Here is a 16367-nt window from a genome sequence, read left to right on the forward strand (position 1 = left end):
ATGACTCGGGTTGTATTCAGCCATTGACAGTATTTCCCACTCGATTTGGCTGAAGTACTTTTCAAGGTAGATTAAAAGACATCCGAGCTATTGTTATGCCCTCTATTTCCCTGGACAAGAGTAAGATTCGATTCCTTCTTCTGGAGGGGGTTCATCAGTCTGCTGTGGAAGTGCTTGAAGCTTCCGGCTACACCAATATTGATTATGTTTCCAAGTCCTTACCAGACGATGAGCTGAAGCAGCGGATTTCCGAAGCGCACTTTGTAGGCATTCGATCCCGAACCCAGCTGAGTGAAGACGTCTTTGCTGCAGCCCAGAAGCTGATCGCTGTTGGTTGTTTCTGCATCGGTACCAACCAGGTAGAGCTGGATGCTGCTACGTCACGGGGAATCCCGGTCTTTAATGCACCTTATTCCAACACTCGCTCTGTTGCTGAGCTGGTTCTGGCTGAGGCCATTCTTCTGTTGCGGGGTGTGCCTGAAAAGAATGCCGTTGCTCACCGGGGTGGCTGGCAGAAGAGTGCCGCCAATTCCTATGAAATTCGCGGTAAAAAGCTGGGTATTATTGGCTACGGCAGTATCGGAAGCCAACTAAGTGTTTTGGCTGAATCTATGGGCATGGACGTTTATTACTACGATGTGGTGACCAAGCTCTCCATCGGTAATGCCAGTCAGGTCGGCAGTCTCAATGATCTGCTGTCCATGTCTGATGTTGTCAGCCTGCACGTTCCTGAAACACCCGCCACTCAATGGATGTTTGGCGAAGAGCAGTTTGCGGCTATGAAGGAAGGCAGTATTCTGATCAATGCTTCTCGCGGAACTGTTGTCGACATTCAGTCCCTGGCTTCGGCGATTGAAACGGGCAAGTTGCTGGGGGCTGCAATCGATGTTTTCCCGGAAGAACCACGTTCTAACAGTGATGAGTTTGTCAGCCCTCTGCGTGGACTGGATAACGTCATTTTGACACCTCACGTGGGTGGCAGTACTCAGGAAGCGCAGGAAAATATTGGTCGTGAAGTCTCCGAGAAGTTTGTTATGTACAGTGATAATGGTACAACATTGTCGTCTGTTAACTTCCCTGAAGTCTCATTGCCTGGGCATCCGGACAAGCATCGTATCCTGCATATTCACAAGAATATCCCCGGAGTTCTGGTAGCCATCAACAAGGTTTTCTCCCTGAACAATATCAATATCAGCGGTCAGTTCCTGCAAACCAATGAATCCGTGGGTTATGTGGTCATTGACGTAGATGCCGATCACAGTGACATTGCGCTGGAGAAGCTGAAAGAAATCGACGGCACCATTCGTTGCCGGGTTCTTTACTGAGTTTGATTTAGCCGGGCCGCAGGCCCGGTTTCAAGGGTTAGTCATCGTCAACTCTCAGGCAATCCAGATCGCCTTCCCAGTTAAGCTTTCCACGATATTGTCTGATCAATTCTTGCCTGCTCAGCTTGATCAAAAGCCTGAGTCCTTTTTCAATAGCCTCACGCTTCGTTTTTAACCCGGTTATTTCAAGGGCATCACGCATGAGCGTTTCATCAATGACTGTATGGATTCTCATAAAAGCGTCTCGTATAGAGCATATGTTGAGTTGATTCTCTGGATATGTTTTAGACTGTAAATCAGAAGTCGGGAGAGAATTTCTTAATTGCTTTGAAGTCTTCTGAAAATGTCGATAAACAGCTCCTATGGAAACAATTGATCCCGTCAGTTTCTTGTAATGTGTCTTACACTCAACAGGGACATGCAGTATCTTTAGCTGTCGGACTCCAAGTTGAGTCTCCAACCTACTCAGAACAATATACAGGCTTTTGGAGAAGCGCTGTTTTGACGAAACTCTCTCATCTCTGGACTGATTTCAGAACGGATCCTCTTGGGGCTATCCGTGACTGGCAGAATGCCAGAACCACCTGGCTGATCATGCTGCTGACGGCTGTTTTTCTGGAGTCTGTAGCCCTTTATTTTCAGTACGTCATGTATTTGGACCCTTGTGAACTTTGTGTTTATCAGCGTCTGGCTGTATTGCTCATTGGCCTTGCAGCCCTGATCCTGCTGGTGGCGCCACGAAACAAACTGGCAAGAGGTCTCGGATACATCATCTGGATTGCCGGTGCTGCCTATGGGTTGGATGCTTCGATCAAAATGCTGGGCTACTACACGTCTGCAGACTTGTTCATGACCTGCAAGGCTCTGCCTAGCTTCCCATTCGATCTGCCGCTTTATGATTGGTGGCCTCAAATGTTCCTGCCGTCCGGTTTCTGCGGGCAGGATGGCTGGCTATTCCTGGGAATGAATATGGCTCACTGGATGACGTTTATCTTTGGCGTTTATATTGCAGCTTATATGCTTTGTCTGATCAGTCTGTTCAGGAAATCAAAGTAATCGAGTAAGCACACCTTCGGGCGCCCCGGAGTATATGTTCCAGGCGCTCAACCCTTGCCATCCCCTCAAAAAGTTCTGCAAACACTTTTAATTCTGACTGGCAGAACCCCTGACAGGCCTTGGCTGCTGAGCAGATCGGGCAATGGTTTTCATAGAAGATAAACCCCACATCGGTGGCTTCGTAATCTGCCATGTATCCTTCCCTGGAGCGGACCTTGGCCAGCGCTTTTATTTTGCCTTCCAGATCTTTATGGCTATCGAGTGCCTCATGATATTGTCGGCCTGTTTCTTTCGAGCGATGTTCTATCAGTTCATCCAAGCCCTGTTCACCAAATACATTCTTGATGGAAATCAGCATGTCTACCGTAAGCTGATCATGACGATCAGGAAAGTGTGACTGCGACTTTTCCGTCAGCCGCCAGAGCTTCTTGGGGCGACCGACCCCTTTACTGACTTCCTCACTGGATACCAGGCCTTCTTTCTCCATTCTTTCGAGATGTTGTCTGGCACCCATGCTGGTGATGTCGAGTGTCTTGCCCAGTTCAACGGCAGTTTTTGCGCCTTCCTTCTTCAGGAGCTGGAGGATTTTGTTTTGGGCTTTTTCACTTTTCATGGCCTCAGTATATGAGGGGGGACTTAGTTAGTAAATAAAAAACTTTACAAATTAAAACCGTTGCCATAGCCTGAATATGTAAATAAAAAACTTTACATATCTGGAGAGGGTTATGAACGCCTATCTTGAACATGCCAATATCACCGTCCCCTCAATTGATGAAGCCACTCGTATTTTGGGTGCGGCTTTTCCTGATTTTCGGATAAGAGGTGGAGGAGAGTTCCGCGGCCGCCGCTGGGTACATTTTGGCAATGACACAACTTATATGGCTCTGAATGAATACCCTGAAGGTGAAGCGAGTAAACCAGATTACAGTCACTTTGGCGTTAATCATATTGGCTTTGTGGTTAAACAGCTTGATGAACTGGATCAAAGACTCAAGGAAGAAGGTTATAAGTTGATTCCGGACTTTCAGGAAGAAGGCGATTTCCGTAGACGTCATTACTACTGCGACGGTAATGGTATGGAGTGGGAGTTTATTGAGTATGCAACCAAAGACGTTTCAAAAAGAAATCATTACTGAATTAAAACTAAAATAATAAAACCTTTGTCGTTTATTAGTCTGCTTCACTGAGGATTACCTTTGTTTATTTTGGTTGCCCGTGCTTCTAACTTAAACGGGTAAGCCTCCGTATTGAAGAAAGCAGTTTCAGATCCTGTCTATCTTCAGCTAACTGGCCGTTTTGAGCTTCGTTTGTCTTTTATTGCCCACTTTGCTCAAGCCAGTTCTCAACCCGTAGCCCTTCTACGCGCTCAAACTCTCTTACATTATTGGTTACAGCAATCAACCCTTCACTACGTGCATGAGCGGCTATATGCATATCATTAACACCTATCACCAATCCCTCTCTTTCAAGGTTTGCACGTATATCGCCGTAGTGAGCAGATGCCTTCGGGGTATATTCCAGGACCTCCAGTCTGCTGACAAAGCTCTCGACGTTATCCCTGTTTCTTTTCGGATTGGCGCTTTTTTCTACACCGTGAAGTAGCTCTGACAATGTGATGGAGCTTATAGCAATCTGTCCATCATAAGCATTGAAAACAGATTGCAGTTCCGCTGGCCTGCGTTTTATCACGTAAATCGAGATATCAGTATCAAGTAAGAACTTCAACATCAGAATTCCTCTCGACCTCTCTGGTCCTGGGAGGCTCGTTCTGCCATAAAATCATCGGTTACGCCATCCGCAGGGTCTGCATTAAAGAATGAATCCCAGGTCTTTCCCAGAGGAGAGAGAATACGATCATTGCCACGAACCCTGACTCTGACTTTTTTGATGTCATCAGGAAATCGGGTTTCTGCGGGGAGTCGGACAGCTTGTGTCCGGTTGTTTACAAAGACGGTGCCGTGCGCCATTGTTGCCACCTTTAGATTAATGCTATATACCAAGTGTATATATCAATCGCTATATGGCAAGCTTATATGGCACTTGTTTGGAGGTTAATTGCACCTCTTTGGACTGACAGCAAAACTGACCTCAGGCTGACTGAGCATTAAGCTTGCTGGTCAACCAGCTGAGGTAATCATCAATGGTTTCGTCCAGTTCATTGGGCAAGTGGTGTCGGGCATCTTCAAGATAATAGACACTGGGCTGGGTATAGAGCTTCTCAAGTACAGGGATATTGTGTTTGGCATCGACCGTACGGTCGAATGTACCCTGCAGAATAAGTGGGCTGACCGATGATTTTATCTTGCTGGACTCAATGCGCCTGATCCAGCGATCCATCGCCAGTACCCATTGTATGGGCAGAATGGTGGCGGACAGAGGATCGTTGTGGGACAGCTCCAGAAACGATTTTTTTCTGGAATTCCGGGTGTAAGTTCGGGGCAACTGGGTAATAAACAGTTTCGCCAGTTGCAGCTGTAATCGTCCCAGTGTCCACTTCCAGGGCCTGACCAGGGGAGCGGATAAAATGACCTGTTGGAAGGGACTGGCCTTATTATCGGCCTCCCGGTTGATCAGGCAGTCTGTCAGGATCGCGCACCCTGTACTCTGGCCAAAAGCGTGCCAGGGTTTGGGCAGGTTGCCTTCACAATACATCAGTATGTCTTCAAGAATCAGAGTGTAAACAGAAAAATCCGGGATAGTGGCGGGCTTGCCGCTGGAGAGCCCATGACCGGGCAGGTCATAGGCCAGAACATTGAAGCCCTGCTCCAGCAGGAAGCGGATGATTCGGGCGAAGAGTCCAACATGGTCGTAGTAACCATGAAGAAGAAAAAAAGTGCCTTTGGCATCGGACTTCTCAAACAGATGGCAGGCCACCTTGTAGTTGCAGCTGTCGATCGAGCCCATCGAGTGGCGAATATCCGCTGATCCGGTTTCAAAATTGATACCATAGAAATCAAGGTATGCTTTGATGTCCGGATTCTGGCCAGCGATTGAATCCCGGGCTCCCGGAGGAAAAACCAGAGGTTTGATCTGTTCCTTAAGGTTTTCAGGATTCAGCATAGGGTGCTTTGTTCCTATGTTGGGCTCAGGGCTATCGTTAATCCTGAACGGGTTGCACCTTTCATCAGGCTTTTTCCAGATCCTCGAGCCTGACTTCTATTTGCTTCTCGGAAACGACTTCACAGACGGTATCGCCTTGTGTATTTCGCTGCATTTTGATGTATTGCACCAGAATCATACCCCGAGCAGAACCGACGTTATTTATAAACGTCATCTCCAGTTTTTGATAGAGAGGATGATTCATAATGACTTTGTCACCTTTTTTAAAGCTGACCCCTCTGCCTGAGCCCGTGCCTTCACTTTCTGCCTGACTATTAAGCGTTTCGACAATTAACCGGATATCCTTGATCACTTCATGGCCATTAGGGATAGGTTTTGGCAGCAGGACTTGCACATCCTGCTCCTGACTTTTGCTCAGGCGACCATCTTTATGGAGCTGGCGGGTAATCCGGTTAAAAGAGACGATCTCGCTGACGCCACGGGTGGAGCGTATCTTATGGAAACGATCCAGATCCTTGAGGTCCAGGTAAAGAAATACATAGCCGGGAAAGAGAATCTCTTCCTTCAAAAGGCCCCTGACTCGAACCTTTACTATCGGGCCGTATGCATCAAATCCCTGGGTTTCGAGGTTTTCCTGAGCTCTCTGCTCCTGGCGAGGTCTGGTTTTAAGCAGGTACCATCCCTCTTGCAAGCACTCTTGATTCTGCATACATATTCCCTGAATGCTTTCTGCTATATAAAACGAAAGTGCAAATAACCTGATGCGGAACCATCTGACAGTGACTTTTAACGGTCACGCGCTAACTGTCACATCAGTAACGGCTATTGAACTGATTGCACTTCGATCTGAGCAGCCACATCTCGATGTCTATTAAAAGTGCCTCATTATAATTCCCATGGTCGAACTATGCACCGCTTAACATCCACATTGCTGTATTTAACCAGACGATAACCAGCGCGGCCTTGGGGTAGCGTGAATGGCGTTTGTGGAGAGACACTGCGGGACTGAGTGCACGGCTTGAACCTTCTATTTCGACAGGTGCTCTCTGATAACCATTGGCGGCAATAAACTCTTGAATTTCATCGGACAGCAGGAAATCCACCAGAGTTCTGGCGGCAGCTTCATGCTCTGTGGCCTTGAGAATGACCAGTTCCTGAAGCAATGGCGTATATAGTTTTTGCGGGACCATTGTTATACCTACAGGTAAGTCAATTTTATTGCCATTGCTGTCGGTTTTTGTTACCAGGGAAGCAGCCACGAAACCTGCACGGGTAGTATCTTTTATAAGCTTCCATATCGTTTTGACAAAGCGGCGGATAACCAATTTATTCTGGTCTCTGAGCGTTTGATAAAGACCATATTTCTCAAGGACTGATTTAGCTGCATGCCCGTACGGGGCATAAACCGGCTCTGCAATGTAGATGGCTGGTGGGTCGGTTTCTCTGATGTAGGTTTTTATATCGTCAGGTTCTACCACGACATTCTGGCCGTGCCAGAATGCCAACAACCCCTGTGCATAAATCTTTCTGGAATTTTGTAAAACCTTACCCTGTTGCTCCAGTTCTGCCGTATTTATGTTGTCAGCAGATAGAAACAGATCAATCTTCTCAGAGTCATCACTGACCAGCGTCTTCAGGCCCCCTGAAGATCCATAAAAAGTCAGCTCCAGGGTATGCCCGAACCGTGACTGGAACTGATCTTTCAAGATCTCCAAAACATGATAAAAATTCGATGCGACAGCCACCCTGATGGTATCAGCGTTTGATGGGGGGCTGATGGAAAGCAGGCACCCAACAATGAAAGCGTGAATAGGTAAGCCAGAAATAGCTTTGTATTCAAAGGAAGTTTTAAGGTATTTAACAAAGCAGATATAAAACAAGATTTTTCTCCAGAACTCAGTGAGCGAGCTATGGAGCCTAGTTCAGATTGAGGGAAAGGACAGTCAGAAGATATCTGACTGTTCAAAGACTGTTATTGACAGACTCACTCTGCAAGGTTTTGCGGTACCCTGAATCGGGCGGGTATATGTGAGGTCTCCAAAAAATATTGATATTTCAGTACTAACAGAGGGCGTCCCCATGGCTTTCTGAGCCTCGAGCTCAGTTTAGATAAAGAGATGGGGCTTGCCGAAAAGATACGCCACTGCCAATCTCAAATGGACCAACGACGGTGGTAACGATCTGGCCTTCGCCCCGTGGTATGAGCTGGGCTTGGAGTACGGCGAAAAAGAAGGTGACCGGATAAACGATCATCATGTAAGCTTGGCGGATAAGCGGAACGCGAGGGAGAGTGCGGGTGAGTATGATAGATACGCTGACCATCCGGGGTTTCCAATCTATCCGTCAGCTGGACGATCTCCGACTGACCCGCCTGAATGTGCTTATCGGTGCCAATGGTGTGGGCAAGAGTAACTTTGTCAGTTACTTTCGGATGCTGCATGAACTGGTGGAAGAGCGGTTGCAGGTTTGGGTGAGTAAGCAAGGTGGGGCTGATCGGGTGTTGAGTTATGGGGTGAAGGAGACGGCTCGCCTTCAGACAGCAATTCACTTCAGTCTGAATCGCTATACAGCCGAATTGGAACCCACATCAGACGATGGCCTTACCTTTTGCCGGGAAGAACTCTATTTTAACGGACCACTGTATGGAGTGGCTCGTCCAAATTTAGGTTCTGGTCACAAAGAGTCCAACTTAAAAAAAGAGACTCAAGCGAAATCAACCGTTGCTTCATTTTGTTATGCGGCGATATCCGGCTGGAAAGTTTTTCATTTTCACGACACCAGCGAAACTGCAGCGATTAAACGCCTGGGTGCCGTGCATGACAATGACTATCTGCGTCCAGATGCAGCCAACCTGGCGGCTTATCTATTTAGACTCAAAACGGAAATCCCAGACGTCTACAACCAAATTTGTAAAACAGTCCGCTTGGCTGTGCCGTTCTTTGACGACTTTGTGCTGAAACCAACCCAGTTATCTTCTGGCGAAGAGCAGATTCGCCTGCTTTGGCGGCAAACCGGTAGCGATTACCCGCTGTGGCCTAGCCAACTTTCTGATGGTTCTATTCGCTTTATTTGTCTGGTGACAGCATTACTGCAACCCAATCCGCCCTCCACCATTATTATTGATGAGCCGGAGTTGGGTCTGCACCCTTACGCCATTAATCTGCTGGGCGCCTTATTGCGCTCTGCTTCGAAACGGATGCAGGTGATTATTTCTACCCAATCCGTACCCTTGCTTAATGAGTTTAAGCTGGATGAACTGATTGTGGTGGAACGGGAAAATGGTGCCTCTATCTTTAAGCGTCTGGATGCGGATAAGTTTGAGAGTTGGCTGGAAGATTACTCCGTAGGTGAACTGTGGGAGAAAAACATTCTCGGTGGTAGACCATCAAAATGAGTTCTCAATCTCCAATCAATGTTCATATCATTTGCGAAGGGCAAACCGAAGAAGCGTTTGTTAACGATCTTCTGGTGGAGCCTTTTGCATGCAAGGGTATCTATCTCAGACCCGCTCTGATTGGTAGGCCCGGGCATAAAGGCGGAAATTTCAAGTTTGACCGCCTTTATCCTGATGTACAAAAACGGCTCTCTAGTGACAGGGCCTGCTATTGCACCACGTTCTTCGATTTTTACGGTTTGCCGGAGTTTTTTCCCGGTAAAAACAGCCTTAACGCGCAATCATCGATAGAAGGTAAAGCCCAAAGTTTGCAAACGGAACTCATGGAAAGGCTCACCGAAAAACTGGGAGCTGATGCTATGCGCCGGTTTATTCCTTATGTGCAGATGTATGAGTTTGAGGCACTGCTGTTCAGTGATCCGACAAAAATGGCAGAAGGGATGGATAAACCTGATCTGGCAAACTCTTTCGCTGAAATTGCCCGAGACTTTGCGACACCCTAAGCCATCAATAACAGCCCACAAACCGCCCCCAGTAAGCACATCGAACGCCTTGTACCCGGTTATGAAAAACCATTAATGGGGGTACTGGCTGCATTGGAGATCGGTTTGGGCATAATGCGGGAGCGATGCCAGCTGTTTAATGGCTGGCTCTGCCAAATCGAAGCATTAGCAAAATCGCCGTAAACCCTCGCCCAATCGAGGGTGGGGATATAAGGCGATTTTGCTAAAATCCTATCCTGTTGTTCCAGTTCTGCCGTCTTTACATTATCAGCAGATAGAAACAGATCAAACTTCAGAGCGTCATCACTGACCAGTTGCATCACTTCAGATTCTGGAAAAGCAGTCAGAAGGTGTCTGACTGCCTAAAATTCAGAGAGCATTATTTTACTGACAGGCTTCTTCCAGCATCGCCACTGCCGGGAGCTTCTTGCCTTCTACAAACTCCAGGAAGGCACCGCCGCCCGTAGATATGTAGGATACCCGGTCTTTAATTCCATACTTGTCGATTGCGGCCAGAGTATCACCTCCACCGGCGATAGAGAAAGCGTCAGACTCGGCTATGGCCAGAGACATGGAGCGAGTGCCTTCACCAAACTGGTCAAATTCAAAGACACCCACAGGGCCATTCCAAAGAATGGTTTTAGAGGACTTCAGAACTTCATTGAACAGTTTCTGGGTTTGGGGGCCTACGTCAAAGATCATGTCGTCGTCTTCTACTTCTGATACCTGTTTAACGACAGCGGTTTCATTTTCATCAAATTTCTTACCGCAAATTACATCTACAGGCATAGGTACGTTAACCTTTTCCATCAGTGCCCTGGCATTAGGGATCAGATCTTCTTCGTAAAGGGATTTACCGACATTGTGACCGGCAGCAGCGAGAAAGGTGTTGGCGATACCGCCGCCCACGATCAGCTGGTCGCAGACGTCAGACAGGGATTCCAGTACCGTCAGTTTGGTGGAAACTTTGGAGCCACCCACGATGGCACACATTGGACGCTCAGGGTTTCCCAAGGCTTTACCCAGGGCATCCAGTTCACCCGCCAGCAGGGGGCCTGCACAAGCAATTTCAGCAAATTTACCCACGCCGTGAGTGGATGCCTGAGCACGGTGTGCGGTACCGAATGCATCCATTACATAGACATCGCACAGGGCTGCCATTTTTTTAGACAGTGCTTCATCATCGTTCTTTTCACCCCTGTTGAAACGCACGTTCTCAAGAATGACCAGTTCACCCTCGGCAACGTCAAAACCACCGTCGACCCAGTCTTTGATCAGGCGAACCTCTTTGCCTAGCAGGTTGCCAATGTAGTCTGCAACAGGCTTCAGGGAGAACTGTTTGTCGTACTCACCTTCTGTCGGACGACCCAGATGAGAGGTTGCCATGACTTTGGCACCGGATTCCAGAGCGCGCTTAATGGTGGGCAGAGAAGCAAGGATTCGTGCATCGCTGGTGACTTTGCCATCTTTGACCGGAACGTTGAGGTCTTCACGGATCAGGACTCGTTTGCCAGCCAGATCCAGGTCGGTCATTTTCAATAGGTTCATCAGGGTCTCTCCCTATGCACGGGGTCAATGAAGATTGACTGCTGTCTGGATGAGACAACAGTACTGAAGGGTAGAATTGGCATGGACAATAGCACAAAAATATGGCGCCCGGTACGTACCTTTAGCCTGATATGAACCAAATCAACAGGCTTTCAGGAGTTAACGCGGGACAACAAAAATTCCATTGTAAAATCGTCGGTCAACAGACTCGGAAGGAAGGTTTAACAGAATTGGACAGAATGTGTGATCAGTTGCTGAACCGGCATTTATACAAAAGCTGAAAGGGCTGCACAAAGCAGCCCTTTTATTAAATGTATCGATTACAGACCTGCTGCAGTTCTCAATGCGTCAGCCTTGTCGGTGCGCTCCCAGGAAAATTCTTCCTCTTCACGACCAAAGTGACCGTATGCCGCAGTAGCCTGATAAATTGGACGCTTCAGGTCCAGCATATCGATCAGACCTTTAGGACGCAGATCGAAATGCTCACGAACCAGCTCTTCAATTTTGGTATCAACAATCTTGCCAGTACCGAAAGTATCAATAGAGATAGACGTGGGCTCGGCAACGCCAATCGCATAAGATACCTGGATCTCGCACTTGTCAGCCAGGCCAGCAGCCACAACGTTCTTGGCCACGTAACGACCTGCGTAAGCAGCAGAACGGTCAACCTTTGACGGGTCCTTGCCAGAGAAGGCACCGCCACCGTGACGAGCCATACCACCGTAGGTGTCTACAATGATTTTGCGCCCTGTCAGACCACAATCACCTACCGGGCCTCCAATCACGAAAATACCGGTTGGATTAATGTGGTAACGGGTCTCTTCATGGAGCCATTGCGCAGGCAGAACCGGCTTGATGACTTTTTCCAGAATTTCTTTCTGCAGTTCTTCCTGGGAGATGTCAGGGTGGTGCTGTGTCGACAGCACCACGGCGTCCACACTTTGTATTTTGCCTTCGCTGTCGTAACGCATGGTGACCTGGCTTTTGGCATCCGGGCGCAACCAGGGCAGGGTACCGTTTTTACGCAGCTCGGCCTGACGCTTAACCAACGCGTGAGAATAGTAGATAGGGGCAGGCATCAGTACCGGTGTTTCATTGGTCGCGTAACCAAACATCAGACCCTGGTCACCCGCGCCCTGTTCATGCCCATCTGTTTCATCAACACCGACAGCGATGTCCGGAGACTGTTTGCCAATAGCATTCAGAACGGCCACACAATCACCGTCAAAGCCGAGGTCACCATGGTTGTAACCAATGTCAGTGACCACTTTACGAACCAGTTCTTCGATATCAACGTAAGTGTCGGTACGCACTTCACCCGCTACAATCACCATGCCGGTTTTTACCATGGTTTCAACCGCGACACGGGCTTCCGGATCATCCTTGAGGATGGCGTCCAGAATAGCGTCGGAAATCTGGTCGGCAATCTTGTCCGGATGACCTTCGGAAACCGACTCGGAAGTGAATAGCGTGTAATCTGCCATAGTCGTCTTTCGCCTCTTGAAACTATTCAGCCCAGGGTTTAAAAAACCGCCTGACCTGAATCTGAAAACCATTACGCAGCCCCAGATACTGGGACTCACCTATTGCCAGACCTGCATCCAGTGCCCAACCGTCAAGGTCTTCAACACTGAATCCAAGCCACAAATCGCCACAGGATTCCCGCACCCAATCCTGATTGTGACTGCTGAGTTCACTGACCAGCATACTGCCACCGGGCTTCAACAGTTCTGAAACGCGGGTGAAAATACCAGAAGGGCTGGCTACATGGTGTAACACCATGTTAGCCACTATGCAGTCAAACTGACCTTCCAGCGCATTCAGGGTATCTATTTCCCCATGAATGCACTCAACGTTTTTCAGACCCCGCTCTTTTACCCTCTGTTGACTGATGGCCAGCATTTCTGCGGAATTGTCCACAGCATAGACCCGCTGAAAATTCTCACTCAGCGTTGCCAGGAAATCGCCCTCACCCGGTCCCAGCTCCAACACCCGCTGATGGTCAGGCAGTTCAGTTTTTTCCAGAACGTCGGCCACACATCGGGCGTAGAGATCATGATCAGCAATGAGTTCCTGATGCTGACGAAACTGATCCACATTACGGGCAAAGAACGCCATGGATTGCTCCGCCCTTTGGCCTCTGACTTTTAATAGACGACCGGTCAGGGAAGGCGACAACGACAAAGTGTCGACCGCTGAAAAAAGGGAACGCATGACATCACTACTGATTCCTTCCGGAGGGGGCAGCGCCCGGCGGTAAAAAATGGTATTACCTTCCTTGCGGGTACTCACAAGTCCGGCCTGAGAGAGAACCTTGAGATGGTGGCTCATGGCAGGCTGACGCATATCGAAGAGGCTGCTGAGTTCAAGCACCCCGAAAGAGTCTGTGCTCAGAACTCTCAGGATTTCAAGCCTCAGTACGTCGCCATAGGCTTTTCCCAGAGCGGCAAGCTGTTCGACTGATCCTGATTCCGACACGCAAGGCTCCTCACCGCTGCACCGTTGACTTCTCGCAGACGGCCAGAAGATCCTATTCCGTCTATCCAGGGCGGAAGTCTAGCAAGCAGTACATGGTATATCAAAACTTTTTGATATAGATATTCATACGGGACGGGGTGATTTAACCTATGTCGACCTGCCGAGTGGGTTTATCACCGCGACAATGCAAATTGAGTGTGCAAATTGGATGCAAGCAATAACCTTAGTTGACCCGGATGAATTTGCTTTGATTTTCCGTTGACTCGTCTATTAGTGTAGGGCTGAGAATTGACCGCGAATTCACCGGAGAGGCCAGATGCTTACGGTTACCCAATTGGCCAGAATGTTCGATATATCACGTACTACCATTCTCTACTATGAGCGTGAAGGTCTGTTAATGCCTCACACTCGATCCGGGAATGGCTACCGATGGTATGGGCAATATGAAATCAAGCGCCTTGAAGCGATTATGGCTTATCGTGCTTTCGGAATACCGATCAGCAATATTGTACGGCTTCTCGACGGTGAAGACGAAATGGAGCAGGAACGCATTTTGCGTGGCCAGCTGATGGCTCTTGAGCACGAGATCCAGAAGTTGCGTCAACAGCAAAAGGCTATCGTGTTGCTTCTTAAACAACCTTCATTACTGGAGCAAAATATGGTCAACAAAGATCGTTGGGTAGAGATTATGAAAGCGGCCGGGTTCAGCGAGGAGGATATGAAAAGCTGGCATCAGCAGTTTGAAAAAATGGAGCCGCAGGCACATCAGGAATTCCTGGAGTCCCTGAGCATTGATAAAGAGGAAATCGATAAAATCCGCGTCTGGTCCAGACAGCCTTGAAGACACCCGATATTTTCAGAGTCGAGGGTATCAGTAAAATGTTCAGGTGATTCAGGATAGTCATATATAGCGATTTCAGTTTCCGACTGAAGGCATTAGAATAGCGCCAATTTTAAAACAGACTGGATCTTCGGAGCCCTGATTCCTATGTCCTCACGTCGTGAGCTAGCCAATGCCATCCGCGCCCTGAGTATGGACGCTGTACAGAAAGCCAAGTCCGGACACCCCGGTGCCCCAATGGGTATGGCTGATATTGCTGAAGTATTATGGCGTGATTATCTGAATCACAACCCGGCTAACCCCCAATGGGCTGACCGTGACCGTTTTGTTCTGTCCAACGGTCATGGTTCCATGCTGCTTTACTCTCTGCTGCACCTGAGCGGTTACGATGTGTCTGTTGAAGACCTCAAGAGCTTCCGCCAGTTGCACTCCAAAACCGCAGGCCACCCTGAGTATGGTTACGCTCCGGGCATCGAGACCACTACCGGTCCTCTGGGGCAGGGTATTGCCAATGCTGTGGGTATGGCTGTTGCTGAAAAGACCCTGGCTGCACAGTTCAACCGTGAAGGTCACGAAATTGTTGACCACAACACCTATGTCTTCATGGGCGACGGCTGCATGATGGAAGGTATCTCCCACGAGGTGTGCTCGCTGGCAGGGACTCTGGAACTGGGCAAACTGATCGTTTTCTACGACGACAACGGCATCTCTATTGATGGCGAAGTAGAAGGCTGGTTCACCGACAACACCGTTCAGCGTTTCGAATCCTACAACTGGCACGTTGTTCCAAATGTTGACGGTCACGATCCGGAAGCGATTCGTGCTGCTATTGAGGCCGGTCGTGCTGAAAAAACCAAACCTACCCTGATCTGCTGCAAGACTGTCATCGGTTTTGGTTCTCCCAACAAGGAAGGCAAGGAAGATTGCCATGGTGCACCTCTGGGTGACGAAGAGATCAAACTGACCCGCGAGCGTCTGGGTTGGGAACACCCTGCTTTTGAAATCCCGTCCGACATCTACAGCCAATGGGATGCCAAAGAAGCCGGTGCTGCCAAAGAAAGCGCATGGAACGAAAAGTTTGCTACCTACCAGGCTGCTCACCCGGAACTGGCTGCTGAATACCTTCGTCGTCAAAAAGGCGAACTGCCTGCTGACTTCTCTGCAAAGGCCGATGATTTCATCAAATCCTGTCAGGTAGAAGGTGAGAAAGTGGCCAGTCGTAAAGCTTCCCAGAATACTCTGAATGCTTTTGGTCCTTTGTTGCCTGAACTGCTGGGTGGTTCTGCTGACCTGGCGGGCTCAAACCTGACCTTGTGGAGCGGTTCCAAAGGCGTTAAACCTGCTGACGCCAGCGGCAACTATGTCTTCTACGGTGTGCGTGAATTCGGCATGACCGCGATGATGAATGGTATTGCCCTGCACGGCGGTTTTATCCCTTACGGTGCCACCTTCCTGGTCTTTATGGAATACGCCTGCAATGCTGTGCGTATGGCCGCTCTGATGAAGCAGCGCGCTATTCTGGTTTACACTCACGACTCGATTGGTCTGGGTGAAGACGGCCCTACTCACCAGCCGGTAGAACAGATTGCCAGCCTGCGCATGACACCAGACGTGAATGCCTGGCGACCCTGTGACACCGTTGAGTCGGCGGTGGCCTGGAAACATGCGATCGAGCGTGAAGATGGCCCTACTGCACTGATCTTCTCCCGTCAGGGGCTGCCCTGTATGCACCGTGAAGCTGATCAGGTGGCCGACATTGCCCGTGGTGGTTATGTACTGAAGGATTGCGAAGGCACTCCCGAACTGATCCTGATCGCTACCGGTTCTGAAGTGGAACTGGCCATGAACGCTGAAGCTGCCCTGACTGCCGAGGGTCGCAAGGTTCGCGTGGTATCCATGCCATCTACTGACGTCTTCGATGCTCAGGATGCGCAATACAAGCAGAGTGTTCTGCCTCTGGAAGTCCCTGCCCGTATCGCGATTGAAGCCGCAGCAGCTGATTTCTGGTACAAGTACGTTGGTCTGGACGGACGGATAATCGGCATGACCACTTATGGTGAGTCTGCGCCGGCCGGTGACCTTTTCCCATACTTCGGGTTTACTGTAGAAAATATTGTTGCTGCGGCTGAAGAAATTCTGGACTGATAAGTACTTGGAAATCA

General features: G+C 49.0%; 16 protein-coding genes and 1 pseudogene. 7 read left to right on the plus strand and 10 right to left on the minus strand.

What is annotated here, in order from left to right; genetic code table 11:
• Window positions 1–95: 95 nt before the first annotated feature.
• The gene (gene serA / locus ACOMHB_RS24765) at window positions 96–1325 is read left to right on the plus strand and encodes a phosphoglycerate dehydrogenase (RefSeq protein WP_422135841.1); all 1230 of its coding nucleotides are present in this window, start codon (window positions 96–98) and stop codon (window positions 1323–1325) included.
• A 37-nt stretch (window positions 1326–1362) separates the two neighbouring features.
• On the opposite strand, the gene ACOMHB_RS24770 is transcribed toward serA, so the two are convergent.
• A complete protein-coding gene (locus ACOMHB_RS24770; protein ID WP_422139244.1) occupies window positions 1363–1560 on the minus strand; it encodes a type II toxin-antitoxin system VapB family antitoxin in 198 nt (65 codons plus the stop codon).
• Window positions 1561–1826: 266 nt separating this feature from the next.
• Here ACOMHB_RS24770 and dsbB point away from each other — a divergent pair, with 266 nt between their 5' ends.
• Window positions 1827–2381, plus strand: a complete 555-nt coding sequence (gene dsbB, locus ACOMHB_RS24775; protein WP_448218750.1) for a disulfide bond formation protein DsbB — start codon at window positions 1827–1829, stop codon at window positions 2379–2381.
• Here the strand turns inward: dsbB and ACOMHB_RS24780 are convergent.
• Complete coding sequence (locus tag ACOMHB_RS24780; RefSeq protein ID WP_448218751.1) at window positions 2365–2994, minus strand: helix-turn-helix transcriptional regulator; 630 nt, start codon at window positions 2992–2994, stop codon at window positions 2365–2367. The genes dsbB and ACOMHB_RS24780 overlap by 17 nt on opposite strands.
• A gap of 112 nt (window positions 2995–3106) precedes the next feature.
• Here ACOMHB_RS24780 and ACOMHB_RS24785 point away from each other — a divergent pair, with 112 nt between their 5' ends.
• Window positions 3107–3517, plus strand: a complete 411-nt coding sequence (locus ACOMHB_RS24785) for a VOC family protein (protein ID WP_448218752.1) — start codon at window positions 3107–3109, stop codon at window positions 3515–3517.
• A gap of 178 nt (window positions 3518–3695) precedes the next feature.
• On the opposite strand, the gene vapC is transcribed toward ACOMHB_RS24785, so the two are convergent.
• The 5 genes from vapC to modA form a co-directional block, all read right to left on the minus strand.
• Entirely contained in the window at window positions 3696–4109 is a 414-nt protein-coding gene (gene vapC / locus ACOMHB_RS24790; protein ID WP_448218753.1) for a type II toxin-antitoxin system tRNA(fMet)-specific endonuclease VapC, read from the minus strand.
• Window positions 4109–4348 (minus strand): type II toxin-antitoxin system VapB family antitoxin, encoded by a 240-nt coding sequence (gene vapB, locus ACOMHB_RS24795; protein ID WP_448218754.1) that lies wholly within the window; start codon window positions 4346–4348, stop codon window positions 4109–4111. Before vapB ends, vapC begins: the two co-directional genes overlap by 1 nt.
• A gap of 121 nt (window positions 4349–4469) precedes the next feature.
• On the minus strand, window positions 4470–5441 hold the full coding sequence (locus tag ACOMHB_RS24800; protein WP_448218755.1) for an alpha/beta hydrolase: 972 nt from the start codon (window positions 5439–5441) through the stop codon (window positions 4470–4472).
• Window positions 5442–5505: 64 nt separating this feature from the next.
• Complete coding sequence (locus tag ACOMHB_RS24805; RefSeq protein WP_448218756.1) at window positions 5506–6150, minus strand: transcription termination/antitermination NusG family protein; 645 nt, start codon at window positions 6148–6150, stop codon at window positions 5506–5508.
• A 196-nt stretch (window positions 6151–6346) separates the two neighbouring features.
• Window positions 6347–7321, minus strand: coding sequence for a molybdate ABC transporter substrate-binding protein (gene modA, locus ACOMHB_RS24810; RefSeq protein WP_448218757.1), 975 nt, complete (start codon window positions 7319–7321; stop codon window positions 6347–6349).
• Between the two features lie 422 nt (window positions 7322–7743).
• Between modA and ACOMHB_RS24815 the strand changes: the two genes are divergently transcribed.
• Window positions 7744–8835, plus strand: a complete 1092-nt coding sequence (locus ACOMHB_RS24815) for an AAA family ATPase (RefSeq protein WP_448218880.1) — start codon at window positions 7744–7746, stop codon at window positions 8833–8835.
• Window positions 8832–9521: pseudogene (locus ACOMHB_RS24820) on the plus strand (DUF4276 family protein). The gene ACOMHB_RS24815 and the pseudogene ACOMHB_RS24820 overlap by 4 nt, the downstream one beginning before the upstream one ends.
• A gap of 201 nt (window positions 9522–9722) precedes the next feature.
• On the opposite strand, the gene ACOMHB_RS24825 reads toward ACOMHB_RS24820, so the two are convergent.
• The 3 genes from ACOMHB_RS24825 to ACOMHB_RS24835 all read right to left on the minus strand — a co-directional run bounded on the left by ACOMHB_RS24825 (window position 9723) and on the right by ACOMHB_RS24835 (window position 13364).
• Window positions 9723–10886 carry a phosphoglycerate kinase gene (locus tag ACOMHB_RS24825; protein ID WP_448218758.1) on the minus strand — a complete coding sequence of 388 codons (1164 nt, stop codon included), beginning with the start codon at window positions 10884–10886 and terminating at the stop codon, window positions 9723–9725.
• 320 nt (window positions 10887–11206) lie between these two features.
• The gene (metK, locus tag ACOMHB_RS24830; protein ID WP_448218759.1) at window positions 11207–12370 is read right to left on the minus strand and encodes a methionine adenosyltransferase; all 1164 of its coding nucleotides are present in this window, start codon (window positions 12368–12370) and stop codon (window positions 11207–11209) included.
• 22 nt (window positions 12371–12392) lie between these two features.
• Window positions 12393–13364, minus strand: coding sequence for an ArsR/SmtB family transcription factor (locus tag ACOMHB_RS24835; RefSeq protein ID WP_422135829.1), 972 nt, complete (start codon window positions 13362–13364; stop codon window positions 12393–12395).
• A gap of 316 nt (window positions 13365–13680) precedes the next feature.
• Between ACOMHB_RS24835 and ACOMHB_RS24840 the strand changes: the two genes are divergently transcribed.
• Complete coding sequence (locus tag ACOMHB_RS24840) at window positions 13681–14205, plus strand: MerR family transcriptional regulator (RefSeq protein ID WP_448218760.1); 525 nt, start codon at window positions 13681–13683, stop codon at window positions 14203–14205.
• A 147-nt stretch (window positions 14206–14352) separates the two neighbouring features.
• Window positions 14353–16350 carry a transketolase gene (tkt, locus tag ACOMHB_RS24845; RefSeq protein ID WP_448218761.1) on the plus strand — a complete coding sequence of 666 codons (1998 nt, stop codon included), beginning with the start codon at window positions 14353–14355 and terminating at the stop codon, window positions 16348–16350.
• The last annotated feature ends 17 nt before the right edge of the window (window positions 16351–16367 follow it).

This window comes from Endozoicomonas sp. 2B-B, from assembly GCF_053470045.1.

Coding starts and splice junctions, on each gene's coding strand:
- ACOMHB_RS24780 (WP_448218751.1), bottom strand. CDS start 2,994: ATGAAAAGTGAAAAAGCCCAAAACAAAATCCTCCAGCTCCTGAAGAAG.
- ACOMHB_RS24825 (WP_448218758.1), bottom strand. CDS start 10,886: ATGAACCTATTGAAAATGACCGACCTGGATCTGGCTGGCAAACGAGTC.
- vapC (WP_448218753.1), bottom strand. CDS start 4,109: ATGTTGAAGTTCTTACTTGATACTGATATCTCGATTTACGTGATAAAA.
- ACOMHB_RS24815 (WP_448218880.1), top strand. CDS start 7,744: ATGATAGATACGCTGACCATCCGGGGTTTCCAATCTATCCGTCAGCTG.
- ACOMHB_RS24785 (WP_448218752.1), top strand. CDS start 3,107: ATGAACGCCTATCTTGAACATGCCAATATCACCGTCCCCTCAATTGAT.
- vapB (WP_448218754.1), bottom strand. CDS start 4,348: ATGGCGCACGGCACCGTCTTTGTAAACAACCGGACACAAGCTGTCCGA.
- ACOMHB_RS24805 (WP_448218756.1), bottom strand. CDS start 6,150: ATGCAGAATCAAGAGTGCTTGCAAGAGGGATGGTACCTGCTTAAAACC.
- metK (WP_448218759.1), bottom strand. CDS start 12,370: ATGGCAGATTACACGCTATTCACTTCCGAGTCGGTTTCCGAAGGTCAT.
- ACOMHB_RS24840 (WP_448218760.1), top strand. CDS start 13,681: ATGCTTACGGTTACCCAATTGGCCAGAATGTTCGATATATCACGTACT.
- ACOMHB_RS24770 (WP_422139244.1), bottom strand. CDS start 1,560: ATGAGAATCCATACAGTCATTGATGAAACGCTCATGCGTGATGCCCTT.
- ACOMHB_RS24800 (WP_448218755.1), bottom strand. CDS start 5,441: ATGCTGAATCCTGAAAACCTTAAGGAACAGATCAAACCTCTGGTTTTT.
- serA (WP_422135841.1), top strand. CDS start 96: ATGCCCTCTATTTCCCTGGACAAGAGTAAGATTCGATTCCTTCTTCTG.
- tkt (WP_448218761.1), top strand. CDS start 14,353: ATGTCCTCACGTCGTGAGCTAGCCAATGCCATCCGCGCCCTGAGTATG.